The 21,384-nt window shown below is 70.6% G+C and carries 17 protein-coding genes; 9 read left to right on the forward strand and 8 right to left on the reverse strand.

Annotation, left to right across the window (positions count from 1 at the left end):
* Positions 1 to 27: 27 nt before the first annotated feature.
* From QC283_RS09535 to QC283_RS09560, 6 genes are all read right to left on the reverse strand, one after another.
* Complete coding sequence (locus QC283_RS09535; RefSeq protein ID WP_279560957.1) at positions 28 to 1,818, reverse strand: ABC transporter ATP-binding protein; 1,791 nt, start codon at positions 1,816 to 1,818, stop codon at positions 28 to 30.
* Complete coding sequence (locus QC283_RS09540; protein ID WP_279560958.1) at positions 1,815 to 2,876, reverse strand: iron-siderophore ABC transporter substrate-binding protein; 1,062 nt, start codon at positions 2,874 to 2,876, stop codon at positions 1,815 to 1,817. Before QC283_RS09540 ends, QC283_RS09535 begins: the two co-directional genes overlap by 4 nt.
* A 91-nt stretch (positions 2,877 to 2,967) precedes the next feature.
* Positions 2,968 to 3,828 (reverse strand): ABC transporter ATP-binding protein, encoded by an 861-nt coding sequence (locus QC283_RS09545; RefSeq protein ID WP_279560959.1) that lies wholly within the window; start codon positions 3,826 to 3,828, stop codon positions 2,968 to 2,970.
* A 38-nt stretch (positions 3,829 to 3,866) separates the two neighbouring features.
* On the reverse strand, positions 3,867 to 4,928 hold the full coding sequence (locus QC283_RS09550; RefSeq protein ID WP_279560960.1) for a FecCD family ABC transporter permease: 1,062 nt from the start codon (positions 4,926 to 4,928) through the stop codon (positions 3,867 to 3,869).
* A gap of 95 nt (positions 4,929 to 5,023) precedes the next feature.
* The gene (locus QC283_RS09555) at positions 5,024 to 6,082 is read right to left on the reverse strand and encodes a FecCD family ABC transporter permease (protein WP_279560961.1); all 1,059 of its coding nucleotides are present in this window, start codon (positions 6,080 to 6,082) and stop codon (positions 5,024 to 5,026) included.
* 11 nt (positions 6,083 to 6,093) lie between these two features.
* Positions 6,094 to 7,479: a lysine N(6)-hydroxylase/L-ornithine N(5)-oxygenase family protein gene (locus QC283_RS09560; protein ID WP_279560962.1), complete on the reverse strand. Its 1,386-nt coding sequence runs from the start codon at positions 7,477 to 7,479 to the stop codon at positions 6,094 to 6,096.
* 233 nt (positions 7,480 to 7,712) lie between these two features.
* Between QC283_RS09560 and QC283_RS09565 the strand changes: the two genes are divergently transcribed.
* The gene (locus QC283_RS09565) at positions 7,713 to 8,660 is read left to right on the forward strand and encodes a methionyl-tRNA formyltransferase (RefSeq protein WP_279560963.1); all 948 of its coding nucleotides are present in this window, start codon (positions 7,713 to 7,715) and stop codon (positions 8,658 to 8,660) included.
* Between the two features lie 124 nt (positions 8,661 to 8,784).
* On the opposite strand, the gene QC283_RS09570 is transcribed toward QC283_RS09565, so the two are convergent.
* Positions 8,785 to 9,027 carry a DUF5302 domain-containing protein gene (locus QC283_RS09570; protein WP_279560964.1) on the reverse strand — a complete coding sequence of 81 codons (243 nt, stop codon included), beginning with the start codon at positions 9,025 to 9,027 and terminating at the stop codon, positions 8,785 to 8,787.
* A 188-nt stretch (positions 9,028 to 9,215) separates the two neighbouring features.
* Between QC283_RS09570 and QC283_RS09575 the strand changes: the two genes are divergently transcribed.
* The 8 genes from QC283_RS09575 (at position 9,216) to QC283_RS09615 (ending at position 20,352) form a co-directional block, all read left to right on the forward strand.
* On the forward strand, positions 9,216 to 9,626 hold the full coding sequence (locus tag QC283_RS09575; RefSeq protein WP_279560965.1) for a PGPGW domain-containing protein: 411 nt from the start codon (positions 9,216 to 9,218) through the stop codon (positions 9,624 to 9,626).
* A 201-nt stretch (positions 9,627 to 9,827) separates the two neighbouring features.
* Entirely contained in the window at positions 9,828 to 10,787 is a 960-nt protein-coding gene (locus QC283_RS09580) for an alpha/beta hydrolase family protein (protein ID WP_279560966.1), read from the forward strand.
* A 102-nt stretch (positions 10,788 to 10,889) separates the two neighbouring features.
* Positions 10,890 to 12,287 (forward strand): DEAD/DEAH box helicase, encoded by a 1,398-nt coding sequence (locus QC283_RS09585; protein ID WP_443032576.1) that lies wholly within the window; start codon positions 10,890 to 10,892, stop codon positions 12,285 to 12,287.
* A gap of 171 nt (positions 12,288 to 12,458) precedes the next feature.
* On the forward strand, positions 12,459 to 15,467 hold the full coding sequence (locus tag QC283_RS09590; protein ID WP_279560967.1) for a family 16 glycoside hydrolase: 3,009 nt from the start codon (positions 12,459 to 12,461) through the stop codon (positions 15,465 to 15,467).
* 134 nt (positions 15,468 to 15,601) lie between these two features.
* The gene (gene nadE / locus QC283_RS09595) at positions 15,602 to 16,432 is read left to right on the forward strand and encodes an ammonia-dependent NAD(+) synthetase (RefSeq protein WP_279560968.1); all 831 of its coding nucleotides are present in this window, start codon (positions 15,602 to 15,604) and stop codon (positions 16,430 to 16,432) included.
* A 370-nt stretch (positions 16,433 to 16,802) separates the two neighbouring features.
* On the forward strand, positions 16,803 to 17,648 hold the full coding sequence (locus QC283_RS09605) for an MIP/aquaporin family protein (protein ID WP_279560969.1): 846 nt from the start codon (positions 16,803 to 16,805) through the stop codon (positions 17,646 to 17,648).
* Between the two features lie 24 nt (positions 17,649 to 17,672).
* On the forward strand, positions 17,673 to 19,190 hold the full coding sequence (glpK, locus tag QC283_RS09610) for a glycerol kinase GlpK (protein ID WP_279560970.1): 1,518 nt from the start codon (positions 17,673 to 17,675) through the stop codon (positions 19,188 to 19,190).
* Between the two features lie 70 nt (positions 19,191 to 19,260).
* The gene (locus QC283_RS09615) at positions 19,261 to 20,352 is read left to right on the forward strand and encodes an AI-2E family transporter (RefSeq protein ID WP_279560971.1); all 1,092 of its coding nucleotides are present in this window, start codon (positions 19,261 to 19,263) and stop codon (positions 20,350 to 20,352) included.
* On the opposite strand, the gene QC283_RS09620 is transcribed toward QC283_RS09615, so the two are convergent.
* Positions 20,295 to 21,305 (reverse strand): GlxA family transcriptional regulator, encoded by a 1,011-nt coding sequence (locus QC283_RS09620; protein WP_279560972.1) that lies wholly within the window; start codon positions 21,303 to 21,305, stop codon positions 20,295 to 20,297. The genes QC283_RS09615 and QC283_RS09620 overlap by 58 nt on opposite strands.
* Between the last annotated feature and the right edge of the window lie 79 nt (positions 21,306 to 21,384).

Raw genomic sequence — 21,384 nt, forward strand, 5'->3', positions numbered from 1 at the left:
AGGCAGGCTAGCCTAAGTTAGGCATACCTAACTACCCTCTCTCCAGGCCCGCCACAACCGCGCGTACCGGCCGCCCAGAGCCACCAGCTCCCCGTGCGTCCCCTGCTCCACGACGCGTCCCGCGTCCAGGACGGCGATACGGTCCGCGGCCATCGCCTGGGTCAGCCGGTGCGCCACGAACAACGTGGTCCGGCCCGAGCAGGCGGCCAGCACGGCCCGTTCCAGCTCGGCGGCGCCCTCGCTGCCCGCCTCCGCGGTCGACTCGTCCAGGACCACCACCGGCGCCCGGCTCAGCACCAGCCGGGCGAGGGCGATCTGGGCGACCTTGGTGACGTCGAGGCGCTCGCCGCCTTCGCCGACCATGGTGTCCAGCCCGTCGGGCAGCGCATCGACCCACACGTCGGCGCCCACCGTGCGCAGGGCGTCCATGAGTTCGGCGGCGGTCGCTTCCGGCGCGGCCAGCCGCAGATCGTCGACGAGCGGACCGGAGAACACGTGCGTCTCCTGGGTCAGGATGCTCACGAGGGCCCGCGCCCCGGCCTCGTCCACACCGGCGAGATCGGTCGGCCCGACGCGCACCGTCCCGGCCTGCGGGGTGCCGATACCCGCGATCAGCGCCGCCAGGGTCGTCTTGCCCGCACCCGTCGCCCCCACCAGGGCGAGCGAACCGCCCGCCGGGATCGTCAGGCTGACATCCCTCAGGACCGGCTCCTCGGCGCCGGGGTAGGCGAACGTCAGCCCCTCCACCGTCACCGGGTAAGGGATGGACTCGTCCGCCACCGCGACCGACGCGTCGCCCACCAGCCGGTCCTCCGCCTCCTCCCCCAGCACCCCGACCAGCCGGGTCAGACTCGCGCCCGACTTCTGCGCTTCGTCGAAGGTGAACATGATGGCGCCCAGCGGGGTGAACAGCCGGTGGAACAGCAGCGGGGCCGCCGACACCTCTCCCAGGCTGGCGGCGTCGGCCTCCAGCAGGGCGTAGCCCACCACGATGATCAGGGTCAGTCCGATGAACTCGGCGCGGTTCTCCCTGCCGACGAACCGGCCGAAGAACCGGAACACCTCGATACCGAGATCGCGCACCCGCCAGGACTCGGCGGTGACCTTCTGGCGGAAGGCGTCTTCGAGGCGGTACGCCCGGACGGTGTCGATCCCGTTCAGACCGCTTATCAGGGCCTGCGCCCGGTCGGCCTGGGCCACCCGCTGCTTGCGGTAGAGCGGGGCGGACCGGGGGAGGTACCAGCGCAGGGCCAGCGCGTACGCGGGCAGCGCGCCGGCGCCCGCCAGGCCGAGACGCCAGTCCAGTCCGAACATGCCCGCCGTGGCGATGGCGACCAGCACGCCCGCGGAGAACACCGTGGGGACGGCCGTCCGGATGCCCTTGGAGATCACGGCCACGTCGTCACCGACCCTGGACAGCACGTCTCCCCGGCCGACCTGTTCGATCCGGGTGCTGGGCATCCCCAGCACCGCCCGGACGGCGCCTTCGCGCAGCCGCGCGAGCAGATCGGCGCCCAGCCGCCCGATCAGATAGGTCGACACCGCGGTGGCCGCCGCGCCGAGCAGCGCGGCGGCCACCATGAGGGTGCCGATCGTCACGAGAACCGACCGCGATTCGCCTTCGACCACCGCGTCGACCACCCGGCCGAGCAGCAGCACCGGCAGCACCTGGAGCGCCGCCCCGGCCACCGTGGTGAGTACGGTGGCGCCCGTCAGCCACGGCACCTCGCGGCAGTGCTCCGCGATCCACCGGGTGGCCTCGCGTCCGGTCGCCGTACGCAGCGTCGCCGGGGCGACGCGTGTGTCGGTCCCGCTCACCCCTGCCCGACCGACTTGACGAGCTCGTCGATCGCGTACGGCATGGACAGCAGGGTGCCCTGGGAGATGGCCGCGCCGACCGCCGGACCCTCGCTGTCCAGCAGGTACGACACCTTGCCGTTCTTCACGGCGTCCAGGTTGCCGAACAGCTCGAACTTCTTCAGCGCGTCCTGGTCGGCCTTGTCGTTGATGACGAAGATCCGGTCGACGTCGACGAGGTCGACACGCTCGGGCGAGAGCTTCGTGTAGAAGGTGCCGTCCGCGACCTTGTCGATCTCGGTCTGGTACGTGAAGCCGATGCCCGTCACCAGCCGTCCGCGCACGTCGGTGGAGGTGAAGGGCGCCACCGAGTCCTCGTACCAGGACAGGACGACGGCGGTCTGGCTCGCCAGCTCGGGGTGCGCCTTCTTGGCCGCGTCGAGCTTGCCCTGGATGTCCGCCACCATCTTCTCGCCCTCCTCGGCCTTGCCGAGCGCCTTGGCGATGTGGAGCGCGTTGTCCTGCCACGGCGCGCTGAACGGCTCCTTCTCGGCCTTGGTGCGGCCCACCGTGGGGGCGATCCTGGAGAGCTTGTCGTAGGCGGCCTGGTCGATCTCGGAGTACACCGCGACGATCAGATCCGGCCGCAGGGCGGCGATCTTCTCGAAGTTGGGGCCGGAGTCGCCGTTCTTCATGACGACCTCGGGCTTGGTGTCGCCCCACTTGTCCTTCACCCAGGGCCATTGTGTGTTGATGTCGGGGCTCTGGCCCGCCGGGTTCGGGTACTGGTCGACCATGCCGACCGGCTTGATGCCGAACGCCAGGACGGTCTGGTCGTCCGTGTAGCCGACGGAGACGACCCGCTCGGGAGCCTCGGTGACCTTCGTGGTTCCGAACGCGTGCTCCACGGTGACCGGGAAGGCGCCGGCGGCGGCTGCCTGGGAGCCGTCGCCCGCCTTGTCCGCCGAGTCGTCCGAGTCGGAACCGCACCCCGCGAGGAGGCCGACGCCGAGTGCGACGGCGGACAGGGCCGCCGCCAACCGCCGCCGGGGCTTCGTACGCGTCGTTCTGAGGAGCATCCGGGGATCCCTTGCTGTCGCGCCGTCCACTACGCCCCCGTCCAAGGGGCAGCAAACCTTACCGCGCTGGAGTGAGGTTAGCCTACCCTCACTACTTCAACTCTGTGGGTACCCGGGCGAGTTCGGCGTGGGCGCGTCCAACGGGCACGATGAGCGGCCGGTCGCCCACCGGGTCGTCCATCACCTTGGCGCGCAGTCCGAAGGCGTCGTGCAGCAGGTCGGCGGTGATCACGTCACGCGGGTGGCCCTGCGCGAGGATCGCCCCCTCCCGCATCACTATGAGGTTGTCGCTGTAGCGCGTGGCCAGATTGAGGTCGTGCAGCACCATGACCACGGTGCGCCCCGACTCGTGCAGGTCGTCCACCAGATCGAGCACGTCGATCGCGTGGGCCAGGTCGAGGTAGGTGGTCGGCTCGTCCAGCAGCAGCAGGTCGGTGCCCTGTGCCAGGGTCATCGAGATCCAGACGCGCTGACGCTGGCCGCCGGAGAGCGAGTCCACCGGGCGGTCGGCGAGGTCGAGGACCCCGGTCATGGCCAGCGCGCGCTCCACGACGGCGGCGTCGTCCGACGACCACTGCCGCAGCCAGCTCTGGTGCGGATGGCGCCCCCTGGCGACCAGGTCGGACACCGTCAGCCCGTCCGGCGCGAGGGGCGCCTGGGGCAGCAGGCCGAGCTTCTTCGCCACGTCCCTGGTCCGGAGCGTGACGATGTCCTCGCCGTCCAGCACGACCGTCCCCCTGGCCGGCTTGAGCAGTCGCGACAGCGTCCGCAGCAGGGTCGACTTCCCGCAGCCGTTGGGGCCGATGATCGTGGTGATCACCCCGGACGGGATGGCCACGTCGAGATCGTCGATGACGGTCCGGGCGCCGTATCCGACCGTGACTCCCCTGGCCGCCAGCCGTGCGGCGCCGTCGGCTCCGGACTCGGTCGCGGTGGTGGACTGACCGTTCACAAGGCCCCCTTGTTTAGGCTCGCCTTACTTTGTACCAGCTATCCGCGGTTCGCCCGCACCAGCAGATAGACGAGGAAGGGGCCGCCGATCGCGGCGGTGACCACACCGACCGGGAGGGAGACCGGCAGTGCCGTGCGCGCGACCAGGTCCGAGCCGATCAGCAGCAGGGCCCCCACCATGCCGGAAGCCACCAACGGCGGCGTCGGGCACCTCGCCAGACGCATCGCCACCTGCGGCGCCACCAGAGCGACGAACGGGACCGGTCCGGCCGCGCTCACCGCCAGGCCGGCGAGCAGCACGGCGCACAGCAGGAGGACCGCCCGCACCATCGAATACCGGACGCCGAGACCCGCGGCGACCTCGTCGCCGAAGTGCATCGGTTTGAACTGGAACGCGACACACGACACGACGGCCAGCAGGACGAGCGTTCCCCACAGGGCCACCCAGACCTCGTTCCACCCCCGGTTGTCCAGCGAGCCGACCAGCCACACCTGGGCCCGGGCCACGTCCCTGATGTCGGCCGTGACCAGCAGCCAGGTCGTGATCGCCTGCATCATGGCGCTCACCGAGATACCGATGAGGATGAGCCGGAAGCCGTCGATTCCCCGGCGCCACGCCAGGAAGTACACCAGCAGCCCGGTGCCCAGACCGCCCGCGAGCGCCGCCGAGGACAGGCCCACCGCGCTGACGATCGCCGCGGCGGTGCCGCCGGACACCGTCACGAGGAACACCGCGACCGCACTGGCACCGTTGGTGATGCCCAGGATGTCCGGGCTGGCCAGCGGATTGCGCGCGATGGACTGCGTGAGCGCGCCGGAGACTCCGAGCGCGACACCCACGACGAGGCCGGCGAGGGCACGGGGCATCCGCAGGTCCATGATCACGAACTCGTCGACCTGCTCGCCCCGGCCGAAGATGGTGGCGATCACCCGGGGCAGGCTGATGGGGAAGTCCCCGACGCCGATGGACAGGCAGAACAGCAGGAAGGCCGCCACCGTCAGCAGCAGGGTGACGCAGGCGATCCAGGGCCGCCACACGAACGACACGCGCCCGAGCCGCACTCCGGGCGCCAGGGCCGGCTTCACCCCGGTCTCGTTCACCGCCACATCCGCCCCGCCCGGTCCCACGTACGCCCCGTTCGCCCTCACGTCCGCCCCGTTCCCCGTCACGTCCGGCCGCACATCCGCTCCGCCGCTCACGCGTTCTTGAACTTTCCGTGCCACACCAGGGCCGCGAAGAACGGCGCGCCGAGGAGAGCGACGAGGACACCCGCGTCCAGCTCCCCCGGCCGCACCACCAGACGCCCCACGATGTCGCAGACCAGCAGGACGACGGCGCCGAGCAACCCCGCGTACGGCACCAGCCAACGGTAGTCCGGCCCGGTCAGGTACCGGGCCACGTGGGCCACCATGAGACCGATGAACGCGATGGGGCCGCACGCCGCCGTCGCCGCGCCCGCCAGCAGGGTGATGGCGACGATGCCGACGGTCCGGGTCAGTGCGATGTTCACCCCCATGCCCCGGGCCACGTCGTCACCCAGGTTGAGCAGGTTGACGGCGGGCAGCGTGGTCAGTGCCAGAACCAGCCCGACCACGATGAACGCGGTCACCGGCCAGATGACGTCGAACCCGACTCCGGCCACCGAACCCGCGTTCCAGAAGCGCAGCGCGTTCAGCGAGGCTTTGTCCGTCAGCGCGACCGCCGTGGTCATCGCCGCGAGGAACACGGTGACGCCCTGCCCGGCCAGCGCGAGCGTCAAGGGGTTGCCGGCGCCCCGGCCGATGCTCGACAGCCCGAACACGACGACACCCGCGACCGCCGCGCCCAGGAAGCCGAACCAGACGTACTGGAACGGGCTGGTGAACCCGAACAGGGCGATCCCCGTCACCACGGCGAACGAGGCGCCGGAGTTCACCCCCAGCAGACCCGTGTCGGCGATCGGATTGCGTGTGTATCCCTGGATCAGCGCTCCGCCCGCCCCCAGGGCGACGCCCGCCACGATCGCGAGCACCGTGCGGGGCACCCGCACGGTGCGCACGATGAGTCTGATCTCGGTGAGCCGCTGGTCGGGGTCCGGCGCCGCGAACAGCCCGTGCCACACCTCGGCGGGACTCAACGCGCGCGCGCCGACGACCAGCGACGCCGCTGCCGCGACCACGAGTACCACCGCGAGTACGCCCAGTCCCGCAACCCGGCGTCGACGGGCCTCTGTTACGCCCCCGGGCGTGGGACGTCCAATCGCAGTCGTGGTCATGGCGACGTACACTAACGGGCGTTCGTGCCGGTTCCGTCGGCGACCGTCCGGACCGCGTCGGACGCGGACTTGAGGCCCCGGTCGAGAAGCGATTCCAGGATCTCCCCGACCCTGATGGCGGTGTTGGAGAGCAGGGACGACGTGATGCCGTGGGTGTGCTCCGTGCCGCCTTGCAGGTAGATGCCGCAGCGCAGGCCGGGGTCGGTGGCGACGCGGTAGTCTCGCTCGACGCGGACGCGGCCCTCGTCGTCGCGCAGGCAGCGGTCCGCGACCTCGCCGAGAAGGCCGAGGGGGTCGGCCGGGCCGTAGCCGGTCGCGAAGACCACGACGTCCGCGTCCAGGAAAGTCTCCTCACCGGTGACCAGGGACTTCACCGTGGCGCGGACCTTGTCCGGCGTCTCCTTGACGTCGGTGAGCCGGGACACGTTGAGGAAGCGCAGCCGCTCGGTGCCGAGGACCTTCTCCTGGTACATCTGCCGGTACAGGTCGTCGATCAGGTCGATGTCCACCACGGAGTAGTTGGTGTTGCCGTGGTAGTCCATCAGGCGGCGTTTCACGCTGCCGGGCGCGGTGAAGTAGTCGTCGACCGCGGCGGGGTCGAAGATCCGGTTGGCGAAACCGCTGTCGTCGGCGGGGCTGTAGCCGTAGCGGCTGAAGACGGCACAGACCTCGGCCCCGGGGAAGCGGCGGTGCAGGTAGGCGACGTTCTCGGCGGCGCTCTGGCCCGCGCCCACGACGACGAAGCGGGACGGTGAGGTGCCCTCCAGAGCGTCGACCCTCGCCAGCAGTTCGGAGTTGTGCCAGACACGGTCGCCGCGCTCCACGCCCTTGGGCACGAGGGGACGCAGTCCGGTGCCGATGACGAGGTTGCGCGCCCGGTGGATCTCGAGGCCCTCTCCCGAACGGACCGTCACCTCCAGGTGTTCCACGGCTCCGTCACGGAGGACGGGGGCGACACCGACGACCTCGTGACCGTAGGAGACCAGGTCGTCGACCTGGGCGGCGGCCCACTCGAAGTAGTCGTGGAACTCCACCCGCAGTGGGAAGAGGTTCTTGTGGTTGATGAAGTCGATCAGCCGTCCCTTGCTCTGCAGGTAGCAGAGGAAGCTGAACTCGCTGGCCGGGTTGCGGAGTGTCACCAGGTCCTTCAGGAAGGACACCTGCATGGTCGCGTCGTCGATCAGCATGCCGCGGTGCCAGCCGAAGCGCGGTTGCTGCTCGAAGAAGCGAGCGGTGACCGTCTCCGGCCCGCCGGCGTGTGCGTTGTGCTCGCTCAGCGCGATCGCCATGGCGACGTTGGACGGTCCGAAGCCGATGCCGACGAGGTCGTGGACCAGTGGGGGGCCATCGGGCGGGGGCCCGTCAGGTGCGGGGCCATCAGAGGGAACCTGTGACATGTCACTCCCATCGTGCGGAACAGTCGCCTGTCGGGCGTGGGGGGTTGCCGGAACGGGACATGCGACGGAACGGCCGCCGGAAACTTAGGTGAGCCTAAGCTAACGCCACATGGCTGTCGATAGGGCGATTCGGTGGCGACGCGCTCAACTGGGGTATCACGCAAGGTCGTTGCGCACTAAGGTAAGCCTTGCTTTACTTGCCCGGGCTGTCCCCTGTCTCGAGGAGGAACTCCATGCGGGTCGTCATGTTCGGTTACCAGACCTGGGGGCACCGCACCCTGCAAGCCCTCCTCGACTCCGAACACGACGTGGTGCTGGTCGTGACGCACCCCAAGAGCGAGCACGCGTACGAGAAGATCTGGAGCGACTCCGTCCACGACCTCGCCGAAGAGCACGGCGTCCCCGTACTGATCCGCGACCGCCCCGACGACGACGAGTTGCTCGAGCGTCTCAAGGAGGCCGACCCGGACATCATCGTGGCCAACAACTGGCGGACATGGATCCCCCCGCGCGTCTTCGGCCTCCCGCGCCACGGCACACTCAACGTCCACGACTCGCTGCTGCCGAAGTACGCCGGCTTCTCCCCGGTGATCTGGGCTCTGATCAACGGCGAGTCCGAAGTGGGCGTCACCGCGCACATGATGAACGACGAACTCGACGCCGGCGACATCGTCCGGCAGGAGGCGGTACCGGTCGGACCGACGGACACCGCCACCGACCTCTTCCACAAGACCGTCGACCTCATCGCTCCGGTGACCACGGCCGCGCTGGGCCTCATCGCCGCCGGACAGACGGAGTTCACCAAGCAGGACCGGTCCCTGGCGAGCTTCTTCCACAAGCGGTCCGCCGAGGACATCCGCATCGACTGGAACTGGCCGGCCGCGGACCTGGAGCGCCTGGTCCGTGCCCAGTCCGAGCCCTATCCCAGCGCCTTCACCTTCCACCGGGGCAGGCGGCTCGAGGTCCTCGCCGCCGTGGTGTCCCGGGGCCGCTACGGCGGTACGCCCGGCCGCGTCTTCTACCGCGAGGGCGACGGCGTGGTGATCGTCGCCGGAGCCGACGCGCGCACCGGCCGCAACCAGGGCCTCGCCATCACACGGGTACGGACGGAGGACGGACGGGAGTTGTCCGCGACGGAGTACTTCACCCGTATGGGCGGCTACCTGACCAGCCGGCCCTGACGACACCCCGGGAGCTACCGGAGACCCGGCGCCGCGAAGCCGGGGCGGCGTGCGCGGGCCGCACGGACGAGGGCCCGACCGGCACGCCATGGTCAGGCCCCCACACCACGCTGTTCCGGAGCCGTCAGCCGCCGCTCTTCCGACGGAACGACCGCTGGCTCGCAGCCGGACCGTGTGCGCCACGGATCTTCGACGCGTCGGTGTGCGCGGCGATCGCCGCGGCCTCGGCCTGTTTGCCGCGCTTGCGCTCCAGCGCCTCCCGGAACTTGCCCTTCAGGTCGTACTGGCCGTTCTCGTCGGGCGTCAGAGCAGGGCTCTCGACGTCGGCCGACTCCGAACCTGCTTGCGACGAAGACTCTGCAGTCATGGTGACCTCCTGGGTTCGGACAACAGGACCACAGCTTGCCATGCCGACCGCCACCCGGGGTACCGCCCCCGCCCGGCCGTACGGGCCGGGGGGCGCTGGTCCACACTCGCCCGCGCGTCGATGCCTGCCTAAGGTTGAGCAGGCCGACGGAACCGGCGTTCTTGCCGATCGCGGGAAGGTGGGGCGACATGGCACGCAGTGTCGAATCGATCCGGCGAGCCGTCCTGGGCACCCTCGGAGCCGCACTGGTGGTGCTCGGCGTCGCCCTGCTGGTGCTGCCCGGGCCGGGCCTGTTGCTCGTGTTCGCCGGGATGGTGCTGCTGGCGCGCGCCGTCCCGGCACTGGACCGGTTCGTCGCCCCCGTGCGCGGACAGGCGATGCGGGCCGCCGAGGAGAGCGTCTCCTCCCCGTGGCGCATCGCCGGCTCGGTCCTGGCGGGGCTGCTCCTCATCGGCGCGGGTTTCGCGTGGGGCCTGCTGCCCCAGGTGCCGTTCTCCGGATGGGGCACCGGAGCGAGCCTGATCATCTCGGGCGTCATCCTGTTCGCCCTGCTCGTCTGGAGCCACCGCCGCGTCCACGCGGCGCACACCGGCGACTGACCCCCGCACCGCCACCGCGCGTTCACGCCGGGCGGCCCGCCCCCTTCCCCCCGAGGGCGTTGACTAAGCGGAACGATGTTCCGTATATTAAACGGGACAGCGTTCCGCTTCGGGTCGTCCGGAGCCGGACACTCCTCAACGCCGCACACGCCGCCGGTCCCGAGAGACCGGCCGCGACGGCCATCGAACGGACACGCACCCATGCACACACCCCTCCCCGCGGCCGGCGTCACCGGCTCCCCCTCGCCCGTCCTCTCCCTCGCTCCGGTCGTGCTGCCGGCTCCCGGCCGGGCCGTGGACCTGGAAGTGCGGGTCTCCGCGCCCCTGACCGGGAGCGACCTGCCGGTCATCCTCCTCTCGCACGGGCAGGGCTACTCGAACCACCTCTCCTCGCTGCACGGCTACGCTCCCCTCGCCGACCACTGGGCGGCGCACGGCTTCGTCGTCATCCAGCCCACCCACCTGAGCTCCAGGACGCTGAGGCTGGATCCCGAGACCCCCGGCGCACCGCTGTTCTGGCGGTCTCGGGCCGAGGACATGACGCGCGTTCTCGACCGGCTCGACGTGCTGGAAGCAGCCGTTCCGCAGCTCCTCGGACGGCTGGACCGCAGCAGGGTCGCCGTGGCCGGGCACTCGATGGGCGGGCACACCGCGAGCCTGCTGCTGGGCGCCCGGCTCACCGATCCGCACGACGGAACGGAGGTGAACCTGGCCGAGCCCCGGATCAAGGCGGGCGTCCTGCTCGCCGCACCCGGGCGGGGCGGCGACGCCCTCAGCGAGTCCGCGGCCAAGAACTACCCCTTCTTCCTGACCACCGACTTCTCCCGGATGGCGACGCCCGCGCTCGTGGTCGCCGGCGACCGGGACGACTCCGCCCACCTGACGGTCGACGGGCCGCGGTGGCACGCCGATCCGTACCACCTGTCCCCGGGCCCCAAGGCCCTGCTCACCCTGTCCGGCGCGGAACACGGGCTCGGCGGGGTCGCCGGCTACGACGTGGCCGAGACCACGGACGAGAGCCCCGAGCGGGTGGCCGCGGTCCGTCGGCTCGCCTGGGCCTATCTGCGCAGTGAGCTGTACCCCGGGGACCCCGCCTGGCAGGCGGCGTGTGACGACCTGACGGCCGGACCGAACCCGTTCGGACGGGTCGAATCCAAGTAGGCGCCCGCTGGTAAACTGGGGTCCACGCTTTGAGGCGCCCGGGTCCGTACCGAGGGGTACGGGCCCGGTCGCGTTCCGGGCGCCTGATCAGGAAGGTCGCCCATGAACGCGCACCCGTCGTCATCCCCCGAAACCTCCCCGGCCGGCAAGTCCCGGCGGACGGCAACGCCACCGGAGTCGGTGGACGGGCCACCGGCCGCGTCCTTCGACGCGCTCGGCCTGCCACCGGCGCTGCTGAAGACGATGACCGGCCTGGGCGTGACGGAGCCGTTCCCGATCCAGGCGGCGACCCTGCCCGACGCGCTGGCCGGCCGCGACGTCCTCGGCCGCGCCCGGACCGGCTCCGGCAAGACGCTGGCCTTCGGGCTCCCCCTGCTCGTCCGGATCGCGGGCCGGCGGGCCGAGCCCAAACGGCCGCTCGCGCTGGTCCTGGTGTCCACGCGGGAACTCGCCCAGCAGGTGAGCGACGCGCTGACGCCGTACGCGCGGACGCTCGGCGTGCGGCTGGCGACGGTGGTCGGCGGGCTGGCGATCAACCGGCAGGCGGCACAGCTGCGCGAGGGCGCCGACGTGGTCGTCGCGACGCCGGGGCGGCTGGCCGACCTGGTGTCGCGCCGTGACTGCCATCTGAACGGCGTGCGGATCACGGTGCTGGACGAGGCGGACCAGATGTGCAACCTGGGGTTCCTGCCGCAGGTCACGGGCATCCTGGACCAGGTGCCCGCCGACGGGCAGCGGCTGCTGTTCTCGGCCACGCTCGACCGCGACGTCGACCAGCTGGTGCGGAGCCATCTGCACGACCCGGTGGTCGCGTCGGTCGACCCGGCGTCGGCCTCGGTCACCACGATGGAACACCACGTACTGACCATTCACCCCGCCGACAAGTACGCGACCGCGACGGAGATCGCCGCACGGGACGGCCGGGTGCTGATGTTCCTGGACACCAAGGCCGGGGTGGACCGGTTCACCCGGCATCTGCGGGCCAGCGGCCTGCGGGCCGCCGCCCTGCACAGCGGGAAGTCACAGCCGCAGCGCACGCATACGCTCGCCCAGTTCGTGGAGGGCAAGGTCACCGTGCTGGTGGCCACCAACGTCGCGGCCCGGGGCATCCACGTCGACGCGCTCGACCTCGTCGTCAACGTCGATCCGCCGGCCGACGCCAAGGACTACCTGCACCGCGGCGGGCGTACGGCGCGCGCCGGGGAGTCCGGGAGTGTCGTCACCCTGGTCACGCCCGAGCAGCGCCGCGAGGTGAACCGGATGATGTCCGACGCCGGGATCCGGCCGACGATCACCCCGGTGCGCTCCGGCGAGGCGAAGCTGACGGCCATCACCGGTGCGAAGCGCCCGCCGGACGGGTCGCGGGCCGGCGGTGGCAACGCCCCCTTCCGCGGCCTCGGTGCCCGTTCGGGCCGCCCCGCGAAGGAGTCCCGCAAGACGACCGAGGCCCGCAAGGCCGCGGAGGCCCGCGCGGCGGCCCGGGTGCGCAAGGGCCGCTGACCCGGGACGGTCCCCTCGGAGCGGGTGGGCTCCGAGAACTTTGAACACATCGATGACAAAGTATGGACATGTCAAGCGGAAGTCTCCTACCTTGGCGGCGGAAGTGCAGTCCCACCGCACGAGACCGGAACGATTTCCGGCACGGTCCGGTCCCCATGCCCTGGAGGACCAATGCGCCAACGCCTGTTCTCGCGTGCCCGAAGACACCTCATCCTGCTATTGGCCTCGGCCGTCTCCGTCGGCGGCGTCCTGGCCGCTCCGGCGTCCTCGGCCGCTCCCGCGGACATACCCCCGCAGGAACCCGGCGTCACGCTGCGTGTGTTCGACGTACAGACGCCGCTGAACGAGCTGTGCACCCTCAAGCCCGGCCAGACACCCAACCACGACAAGCTGATGCCGACGGTCGACTGGTCCAGCACCGCCGACTTCGGCGGGATCGCCGACAACTTCGTCTCCGAGGCCTCCGGTTACCTGGTCGCGCCGCGTGAGGGCACCTACGTGTTCCGGCTCACCAGCGACGACGGTTCACGGCTGACCCTGGACGACGCCACGGTGATCGACCACGACGGGCTGCACGGCGCGGAGCCGAAGGACGGCACGGTCGAGCTCACCGCGGGAGCGCATCCGCTGCGCGTCGAGCACTTCGACCGCGGTGGAGGACAGGAGCTGCGGCTCTCCTGGATGCCTCCGGGCGAGAGCGAGTTCACCGTCGTGCCCCGAGAGGCCCTGAGCACCGACGCCGGAGTCGTCCGGGTGACGGCGCCGGGCCGCAAGGAGTGCGAGGCCGGCGGGGACACCCCCGGCGACGGCCTGCCGCTGACCTCCGTGCGCCCCGACCTCGCCCTCACCGACCTGCGCCCCGACGGGTTCGAGCCGCAGGTCAGCGGCATGGACTGGCTGCCCGACGGACGCCTCGCCATCAGCACCTGGGGCGGCACCGACAACGTTGCCGGAGAGGTGTACCTGCTCGACAACGTCACCGGCGAGACCAGCCGCGACAAGGTCACCGTCAAGAAGGTGGCGAGCGGGCTGCGCGAACCGATGGGCATCAAGTACGTCGACGGCTCGCTCTACGTCTCGCAGAAGCACGAACTGACCCGGCTCGTCGACCGGAACGACGACGACGTGACCGACGAGTACCGCACGGTCGCCACCTGGCCGTACGGAGGCAACTTCCACGAGTTCGCGTTCGGTCTGCTCTACCGCGACGGCCACTTCTACGTGAACCTCTCCGTCGCCATCGACCTCGGCGGCGCGACCACCAGCCCGCAGCCCGCGCCGGGCCGCGGAACGACGTACAAGATCAACAAGAGGACGGGAAAGATCAGCCCGGTCGCGGGCGGGCTGCGCACGCCCAACGGCATCGGCTGGGGCCCGGGCGGCGGCCTCTTCACCACCGACAACCAGGGCGGCTGGCTGCCCTCCTCGAAGCTCGTCCAGATCAAGCAGGACCGCTTCTTCAACCACTACACCGAGCCCGCCGGCCCCTTCGAGGACTCCCCCGTCACCGAGCCGGTGCTGTGGCTGCCGCAGAACGAGATCGGCAACTCGCCCTCCACCCCGCTGTACCTGAGGAAGGGCCGGTTCGCGGGCCAGATGCTGATCGGTGACGTCACCTACGGCGGCCTGCAACGCGCCTATCTGGAGAAGGTGAAGGGCCAGTACCAGGGCGCCGTCTTCCGCTACACCCAGGGCCTGGAGGCCGGTGTCAACCGCATCACCGTCGGACCCGACGGAGCGATCTACGCCGGCGGCCTGGGCGCCGACGGCAACTGGGGCCAGGAGGGGAAGCTCAGGTTCGGTCTGCAGAAGCTGACGCCCAACGGCGGCAACACGTTCGACATCCACAAGATGCGGGCCGTACCGGGCGGCTTCGACCTGACGTACACCCAGCCGCTCTCCGAGGAGACCGCCGCGGAACTCGCCGCGCGCTACCAGGCCGAGCAGTGGCACTACACGCCGACGGCCGACTACGGCGGCCCGAAGATCGCCGAGGAGGACCTGTCCGTACGCTCGGCGACCCTCTCGAAGGACGGCCGGACCGTCCGGCTGCGGCTGGACGGCCTGAAGCCGGACCGTGTGGTGCACGTGCGCTCCCCGCGCCCCTTCACCTCGGCGTCCGGTGAGACCCTGTGGAGCACCGAGGCCTGGTACACGCTCAACGAGATGCCCGGCAAGCAGCCGCCGCCCGCCACGCTCTACGAGGCCGAAGAGGCGCGCCTGACGGGCACGGCCGGGATCGACACCGACCACGTCGGCTACTCCGGCAGCGGATTCGTCGACCGGTACGACACCGAGGGCAAGACCGCCACGACGTTCGACGTGACGGTCCCGAAGCCGGGCACCTACGACGTCGGCCTGCGCTACTCCAACGGCCCCAACCCGTTCGAGGGCACCAAGTCCCTGTCCCTGTACGCCAACGGGAAGAAGGTCCGGCAGACGGAACTCGCCTCCACCGGGGACTGGGACTCCTGGTCCACGCGGACCGAACGTTTGAGGCTGCGCGCCGGCCACAACACGATCTCCTACCGGTACGATCCCGGCGACACCGGCCATGTCAACCTCGACCTGATCACCGTGCGCCCGCACGGAGCCCGCGTCGCGCTCTTCGACGGCACCACCGCCTCGCAGGAGCAGTGGCTGCACACGGACGGGCGGCGCGTGGCGTGGCCCCTGGCCGAGGAGAGGTCGATGGAGGTGTGCTGCGGTGACATCCGCACCAAGGAGGCCTACCAGGACTTCAGAATGCACGTGGAGTTCCGCGTGCCGCTGCTGGGGCCGGACGTGACCGGTCAGGACCGCGGCAACAGCGGCATCTTCCTCCAGGACCGCTACGAACTGCAGATCCTCGACTCCTACGGTGACACCTCGCCGGCCACGAACGAGGCCGGCGCGATCTATCTGAAGAAGGCGCCCGACACCAACGCGGCGGCGGCGCCGGAGACATGGCAGACGTACGACATCGTCTTCCGGGCGGCACGCTACGACGACAGCGGCCGCAAGACCGCCGACGCCCGGGTGACGGTGGTGTGGAACGGCGAGAAGGTCCACGACGACATCGCCCTCGACGGGCCCACCGCGTCGGGCAGGGCCGAGACGCCGGCCGCCGGGGCGATCCGGTTGCAGGACCACGGGAACAAGGTCCGGTTCCGCGACATCCGGGTGGAACCGCTGAGCTGACCGACGGACGTGCGGGGTGGCTCCTGACGGCCCCCCCGCACGTCGCGCTCCACACACCGGTCGGCCCGGATCCCCCGGGCGCCTCTGGGTAGGGTGGGTGAGGAGTCCCCCTGCGGATCGAACAAGGAGCGGAATTGAGCGAGCCGGCGTCCATCGCCCTGCAACTGGAGATCGCCCGGGAACTGGAGGTCGAGGAGACCTTCGACGCCGAACGGGAGATCGAACGCCGGGTGGCCTTCCTGGCCGAGCGGCTGACCTCCACCGGCCTGCGCTCCCTGGTGCTCGGCATCAGCGGCGGTGTCGACTCGACCACCGCCGGCCGGCTGTGCCAGCTCGCCGTCGAGCGGGCGCGGGCCGGGGGTCACGAGGCGAGCTTCTACGCGATGCGCCTGCCGCACGGGGTCCAGGCCGACGAGCACGACGCCCAGCTCGCGCTCTCCTTCATCAAGGCCGACCACGTGCTCACCGTGGACATCAAGCCCGCGAGCGACGCCGCGCTGGAGGCGCTGATCGCCGGCGGTGTGACCTTCCGCGACGCCCGGCACCAGGACTTCGTGCAGGGCAACGTCAAGGCCAGGCAGCGCATGATCGCCCAGTACGCCGTGGCCGGCGCGCACGACGGCCTGGTCGTCGGCACCGACCACGCCGCCGAGGCGGTCTCCGGCTTCTTCACCAAGTTCGGCGACGGCGCCGCCGACCTCGTCCCGCTGACCGGTCTCACCAAGCGCCGGGTGCGCGCCGTCGGGGACGCGCTGGGCGCGCCCGCCGAGCTGGTGCGCAAGGTGCCGACGGCCGACCTGGAGACCCTCGACCCCGGCAAGGCCGACGAGGACGCCCTCGGTGTCAGCTACGAGGACATCGACGACTTCCTGGAGGGCAAGCCGGTGAAGGAGCAGGCCTTCGAGAAGATCGTCACCCGTTACCGGCTGACCGACCACAAGCGCCGGATGCCCATCGGTCCGTGAGAGGGCGGCCCCCGGGTGACTCCTCGGTCGGGCACGACACGGAGCGGGTGGCGCACGTCGGTCGGCCGCTCCGACAACTCCCACAGACTGCGGCCGGTCCCGGCGTCCGCCGCCGAGGGGGAGCGCCGCACCCGTACCGGTCCGCCGCGCGGCTCCGCCCGGCAGACAGCGACAGCGCCGAGGACCCCCTCGGCCTGACCGAGCGTGCCTTCGCCGTCATCGCCCCGGCCCCGGACAACGCCGGCTGACGGCGAGCGGCGCCGGGCGGACGGACGCGCTTCACATGCGGCTTGCCGCTTATCACCTTAATGTGACGACTGAGAGGCTCGGGCAGTCGACGGCCGGTTCAGCCGGCGGAAGGTGAGCTTCCATGGCTGAGCGGCTCAAAAGGTCCGGCTTGATCGGTGAGTTGTCGGCCGAATTCGCCGGCACGATGATCCTCATCCTCTTCGGTTGCGGCGTGGTGGCCCAAGTGGTCGCGGGCGGGGCCCTGACGGACCCGGAGGGCGGTCTCGGTGACCACGACAGCATCTCCTGGGCGTGGGGGCTCGGTGTCACACTGGGCGTCTACGTGGCGGCGAGGCTGAGCGGTGCGCATATCAACCCCGCGGTGACCGTCGCCCTCGCCGTGTTCAAGGGATTCCCGTGGCGCAAGGTCGTTCCCTACGCGCTGGCCCAGACGGCCGGCGCCTTCGTGGCCGCCCTCCTGGTCCGCTGGAACTACACGGAGGCGCTGGCGAAGGCCGACCCGGGCCACACCATCAAGACGCAGTTCGTGTTCTCCACGCTCCCCGCCAACGGGAACACCGCTCTCCCGGTGCACGAGTGGGGTGCCTTTCGTGACCAGGTCATCGGCACCGCCATCCTGCTGCTGCTGATCCTGGCCCTCACGGACATGCTGAACTCGCCGCCGGGCGCGAACCTGGCGCCCTTCGTCATCGGCCTGGTCGTGGTGGCGATCGGCATGGCCTTCGGCACCAACGCGGGATACGCCATCAACCCGGCCCGCGACTTCGGCCCCCGGCTGGCCAGTTTCCTCACCGGGTACGGCGGGGCCTGGCGAGATCAGTACGGGAACCTCTACTTCTGGGTTCCGATCGTCGGCCCGCTGATCGGTGGCGTGCTCGGCGCGGGTGTGTACAAGGTTTTCATCGGCCGGTTCCTGCCCACGGCGGAGCCGGAGCCCACGGGGCGCGTACCGGCGCCCGAGGACTGACCCCGGCCGGAGAGGCGGCACAGCATGGCGGACTTCATCGGCGCGGTGGACCAGGGAACCACCAGTACCCGGTTCATGATCTTCGACCACGGCGGCAACGAGGTGGCGAAGCACCAGTTGGAGCACGCCCAGATCCTCCCCCGCTCCGGCTGGGTGGAGCACGACCCGGTGGAGATCTGGGAGCGCACCAACTCGGTGATGCAGAACGCCCTGCGTTTCAGCGGGCTGTCGGCGACCGACCTGGCGGCGATCGGCATCACCAACCAGCGGGAGACCACCGTGGTGTGGGACTCCCGCAACGGCCGCCCCTACTACAACGCCATCGTGTGGCAGGACACCCGCACCGACGCCATCGCGGCGAACCTCGAACGTTCGGGCCGGGGCGAGGTCATCCGCCGCAAGGCCGGACTGCCGCCGGCCACCTACTTCTCCGCCGGCAAGATCCAGTGGATCCTGGAGAACGTCGACGGCGTCCGTGAGGCGGCCGAGGAAGGCCACGCCCTCTTCGGCAACACGGACGCCTGGGTCCTGTGGAACCTGACCGGCGGTCCGGACGGCGGCATCCACGCCACCGACGTGACCAACGCGAGCCGCACCATGCTGATGGACCTGGAGACGCTCGACTGGGACGACGAACTGCTGGGCCTCTTCGGCGTCCCCCGGGCGATGCTCCCCACCATCAACCCCTCCTCGCACGCGGAGGCGTACGGTGTGGCCCGGACCTCCCGGCCGCTGCGCGCCGCCATCCCCATCGGCGGAGTGCTGGGCGACCAGCAGGCGGCCACCGTCGGACAGGTCTGCTTCGCACCCGGCGAGGCCAAGAACACCTACGGCACCGGCAACTTCCTGCTGCTCAACACCGGCACGGAACTGGTCCGCTCGCGGCACGGCCTCCTCACCACCGTGGCCTACCAGTTCGGCGACAGCCCGGTGGTCTACGCGCTGGAGGGCTCCATCGCGGTGACGGGGTCCGCGGTGCAGTGGCTGCGCGACCAGATGAAGGTCATCAAGTCCGCGGCCGAGAGCGAGGTCCTCGCCCGTACCGTCGAGGACAACGGCGGCATGTACTTCGTTCCCGCCTTCTCGGGCCTGTTCGCCCCGTACTGGCGTTCCGACGCCCGGGGAGCGATCGTCGGCCTCGCCCGGTACAACGACAGCGCGCACCTGGCACGGGCGACGCTGGAGGCCATCTGCTACCAGAGCCGCGACGTCGTCGAGGCCATGGAACAGGACTCCGGGGCCCACCTCGACGTGCTCAGGGTCGACGGGGGCGTCACCGCCAACGACCTGTGCATGCAGATCCAGGCCGACGTCCTCGGCGTACCGGTCAGCCGTCCCGTCGTCGCGGAGACCACCGCGCTCGGCGCGGCCTACGCGGCGGGACTGGCCACGGGGTTCTGGCGGGACACCGAGGAACTGCGCACCCACTGGCACGAGTCCAGGCGCTGGGAACCCCAGTGGTCCGACGACCGGCGCGCGCGGGGGTACGCCGGGTGGAAGGCGGCGGTGGAGCGCACACTCGACTGGGCCGAGGTCCCCTGAGCCGACGCTCGCCGGCCGGGGAAGGACTCGGGGTGAGGAGGGCAACGGGTGTCGCCATAAGGTGAACCCCATGTCTGCCAGATTGAGTTCCGCGAGGACCCGCGCCGCGCTCCGCACCTCCGCGCGTACCTCTGCCGAGGTGTTGTTGATACTTGTCATGCTCGCAGTGGCCCTGTGGGTCCTCGGCCGCATGTGGTCGGTCGTGTGGCCGTTGATAGTCGGTCTCCTCCTGACCACGTTGACCTGGCCGTCGGCCCGTTTCCTGCGGCGGCACGGGTGGCGTCCCGCACTGGCCGCCGCGGTGGTGACCGTGGGGTTCCTCCTGGTCGTCACGGGCATCGTGGCCCTGATCGCGGTGCCGATGTCCTCCGAGACCGACGAGTTGACCGCCGGCGTGATGGAAGGCATCGACCGGTTGCGCGACTGGGCCGCGGGGCCGCCGCTGAACATCGACGACGGCCAGATCACCAGTGCGCTCGACTCCGCGATGGCGCGTGTCCAGGACAGCATCGGCAGTGTGGTCAACACGGTGACCACGGGCCTGAGTACCGTGGTCAACGGTCTGATCACCGCGGTGCTGGGCGTCTTCCTGATGTTCTTCTTCCTCAAGGACGGGCCGCGGTTCCTGCCGTGGCTCAGCCGCCAGCTGCCCGGCCGGCTCGCCACCGACGTCCCCGCCGTCGCCCTGCGCGGCTGGGAGACGCTGGGTTCCTTCGTCCGCTCGCAGGCACTCGTGGGTCTGCTCGACGCCGTCTTCATCGGCCTCGGACTGTGGATCCTGGGCGTCCCACTCGTCCTGCCCCTCGCGGTGCTGACGTTCGTGTCCGCGTTCGTGCCGATCGTGGGTGCCCTGTTCGCGGGCTTCGTCGCGGTGCTCATCGCCCTGGTGTCGAACGGCCTGACGGACGCGCTGATCGTGCTGGCGATCATCGTCGTGGTGCAGCAGTTGGAGGGCAACGTGTTCCAGCCCATCATCCAGAGCCGCGGCCTCGGTCTGCACGCGGCGGTGATCCTGCTGGCGGTGACCCTGGGCGGCAGCCTGGCCGGCATCGTGGGCAGTCTGCTCGCCGTGCCGGTCGCCGCGCTGATCGCGGTGGTCTGGAACTACGTACGCGAGCAGCTCGTCGATCCGCCGGAGGAGGCCGCCACGGCCGACGCCTGAGGGGCGGGTCGCTCCACGCCACCGGACGGCGCCGTCCTGGCACCGTGCGCCTTCCGGTAGGCGGTCGGGGTCGGTCCCACGTCCCTGCGGAAGATGGCCCGGAAATTGGCGGACGTACCGAACCCGGTCTCCGTGGCGATCCTCTCGACCGTCCAGTCGGAGGTCTCGAGCAGCCGGCGCGCACGGAGGAGTCTCTGCAGGACGACCCACTGCATGGGAGGCAGTCCGGTCTCACCCACGAAACGCCGGATGAAGGTTCTCCGGGACAACATGCTGTGGTCCGCCATCCGCTGGACGGTGATCGACGACCCCATGTTCTCGATCGCCCATTCCTGCGTCGCGCGCAGACTGTCGCGCGCGGGGGTGGGCGTTTCCGTGTACTGCGGCTCGTCCGCACCGCGGACCGGGGAGAACACGACGTCCTTGGCCACGCCGTCCGCGGCGGCCGTCCCGAAATCCGCCTGTACGACATGGAGGCACGCGTCGATTCCCGCGCCCGCGCCCGCGGACGTGAGAATCGACCCGTCCTCGACGAACAGCCGGTTCTCCACCACCTCGACTTCCGGATACGCCAATCGGAGTTCTTCCGTGTGGCGCCAATGTGTCGTGACCGTCTTTCCCTTGAGTATTCCGCCGGCCGCGAGAGCGAATACACCGGTGCAGACGGCGACCACACGGGCACCCCGCTCTGCGGCGGCCCGCAGCACCGCGAGGTACTTTTCCGGAACCGGGCTCAGTGGGCCCTCGTAACCCGGGACGACGACGATATCCGCGTACTCCGCCTCCGCCGGCGAGTGAGTCGGCCGGACTTCCGCGGTCGCGTCGTGGTCTCCGCAGACAAGCACCCGATAGCCCGGGTGCCGGCCGAACACGTGCCCCGCGATGCTGACGTCCAGCGCGTACGCTCGCGGCACCGCGAGGATCGCGACGACTGTGTGCCCACCTGATCGCACCGACGACTCCTCGCTCCCGTGCCTCCCCTCCAGCTTACGAGCACGGCCGTCGGGCCCGGTACCGGCTCCTGGCACGATC

This window comes from Streptomyces sp. DH41 (assembly GCF_029813785.1).
Lineage (GTDB): Bacteria > Actinomycetota > Actinomycetes > Streptomycetales > Streptomycetaceae > Streptomyces.

What these genes read in the sequence shown, in the direction of transcription:
- QC283_RS09540 (WP_279560958.1), bottom strand. Translation starts at nt 2,876, where the DNA reads ATGCTCCTCAGAACGACGCGTACGAAGCCCCGGCGGCGGTTGGCGGCG.
- QC283_RS09555 (WP_279560961.1), bottom strand. Translation starts at nt 6,082, where the DNA reads ATGACCACGACTGCGATTGGACGTCCCACGCCCGGGGGCGTAACAGAG.
- QC283_RS09560 (WP_279560962.1), bottom strand. Translation starts at nt 7,479, where the DNA reads ATGTCACAGGTTCCCTCTGATGGCCCCGCACCTGACGGGCCCCCGCCC.
- QC283_RS09565 (WP_279560963.1), top strand. Translation starts at nt 7,713, where the DNA reads ATGCGGGTCGTCATGTTCGGTTACCAGACCTGGGGGCACCGCACCCTG.
- QC283_RS09570 (WP_279560964.1), bottom strand. Translation starts at nt 9,027, where the DNA reads ATGACTGCAGAGTCTTCGTCGCAAGCAGGTTCGGAGTCGGCCGACGTC.
- QC283_RS09575 (WP_279560965.1), top strand. Translation starts at nt 9,216, where the DNA reads ATGGCACGCAGTGTCGAATCGATCCGGCGAGCCGTCCTGGGCACCCTC.
- QC283_RS09580 (WP_279560966.1), top strand. Translation starts at nt 9,828, where the DNA reads ATGCACACACCCCTCCCCGCGGCCGGCGTCACCGGCTCCCCCTCGCCC.
- QC283_RS09585 (WP_443032576.1), top strand. Translation starts at nt 10,890, where the DNA reads ATGAACGCGCACCCGTCGTCATCCCCCGAAACCTCCCCGGCCGGCAAG.
- QC283_RS09590 (WP_279560967.1), top strand. Translation starts at nt 12,459, where the DNA reads ATGCGCCAACGCCTGTTCTCGCGTGCCCGAAGACACCTCATCCTGCTA.
- QC283_RS09605 (WP_279560969.1), top strand. Translation starts at nt 16,803, where the DNA reads ATGGCTGAGCGGCTCAAAAGGTCCGGCTTGATCGGTGAGTTGTCGGCC.
- glpK (WP_279560970.1), top strand. Translation starts at nt 17,673, where the DNA reads ATGGCGGACTTCATCGGCGCGGTGGACCAGGGAACCACCAGTACCCGG.
- QC283_RS09615 (WP_279560971.1), top strand. Translation starts at nt 19,261, where the DNA reads ATGTCTGCCAGATTGAGTTCCGCGAGGACCCGCGCCGCGCTCCGCACC.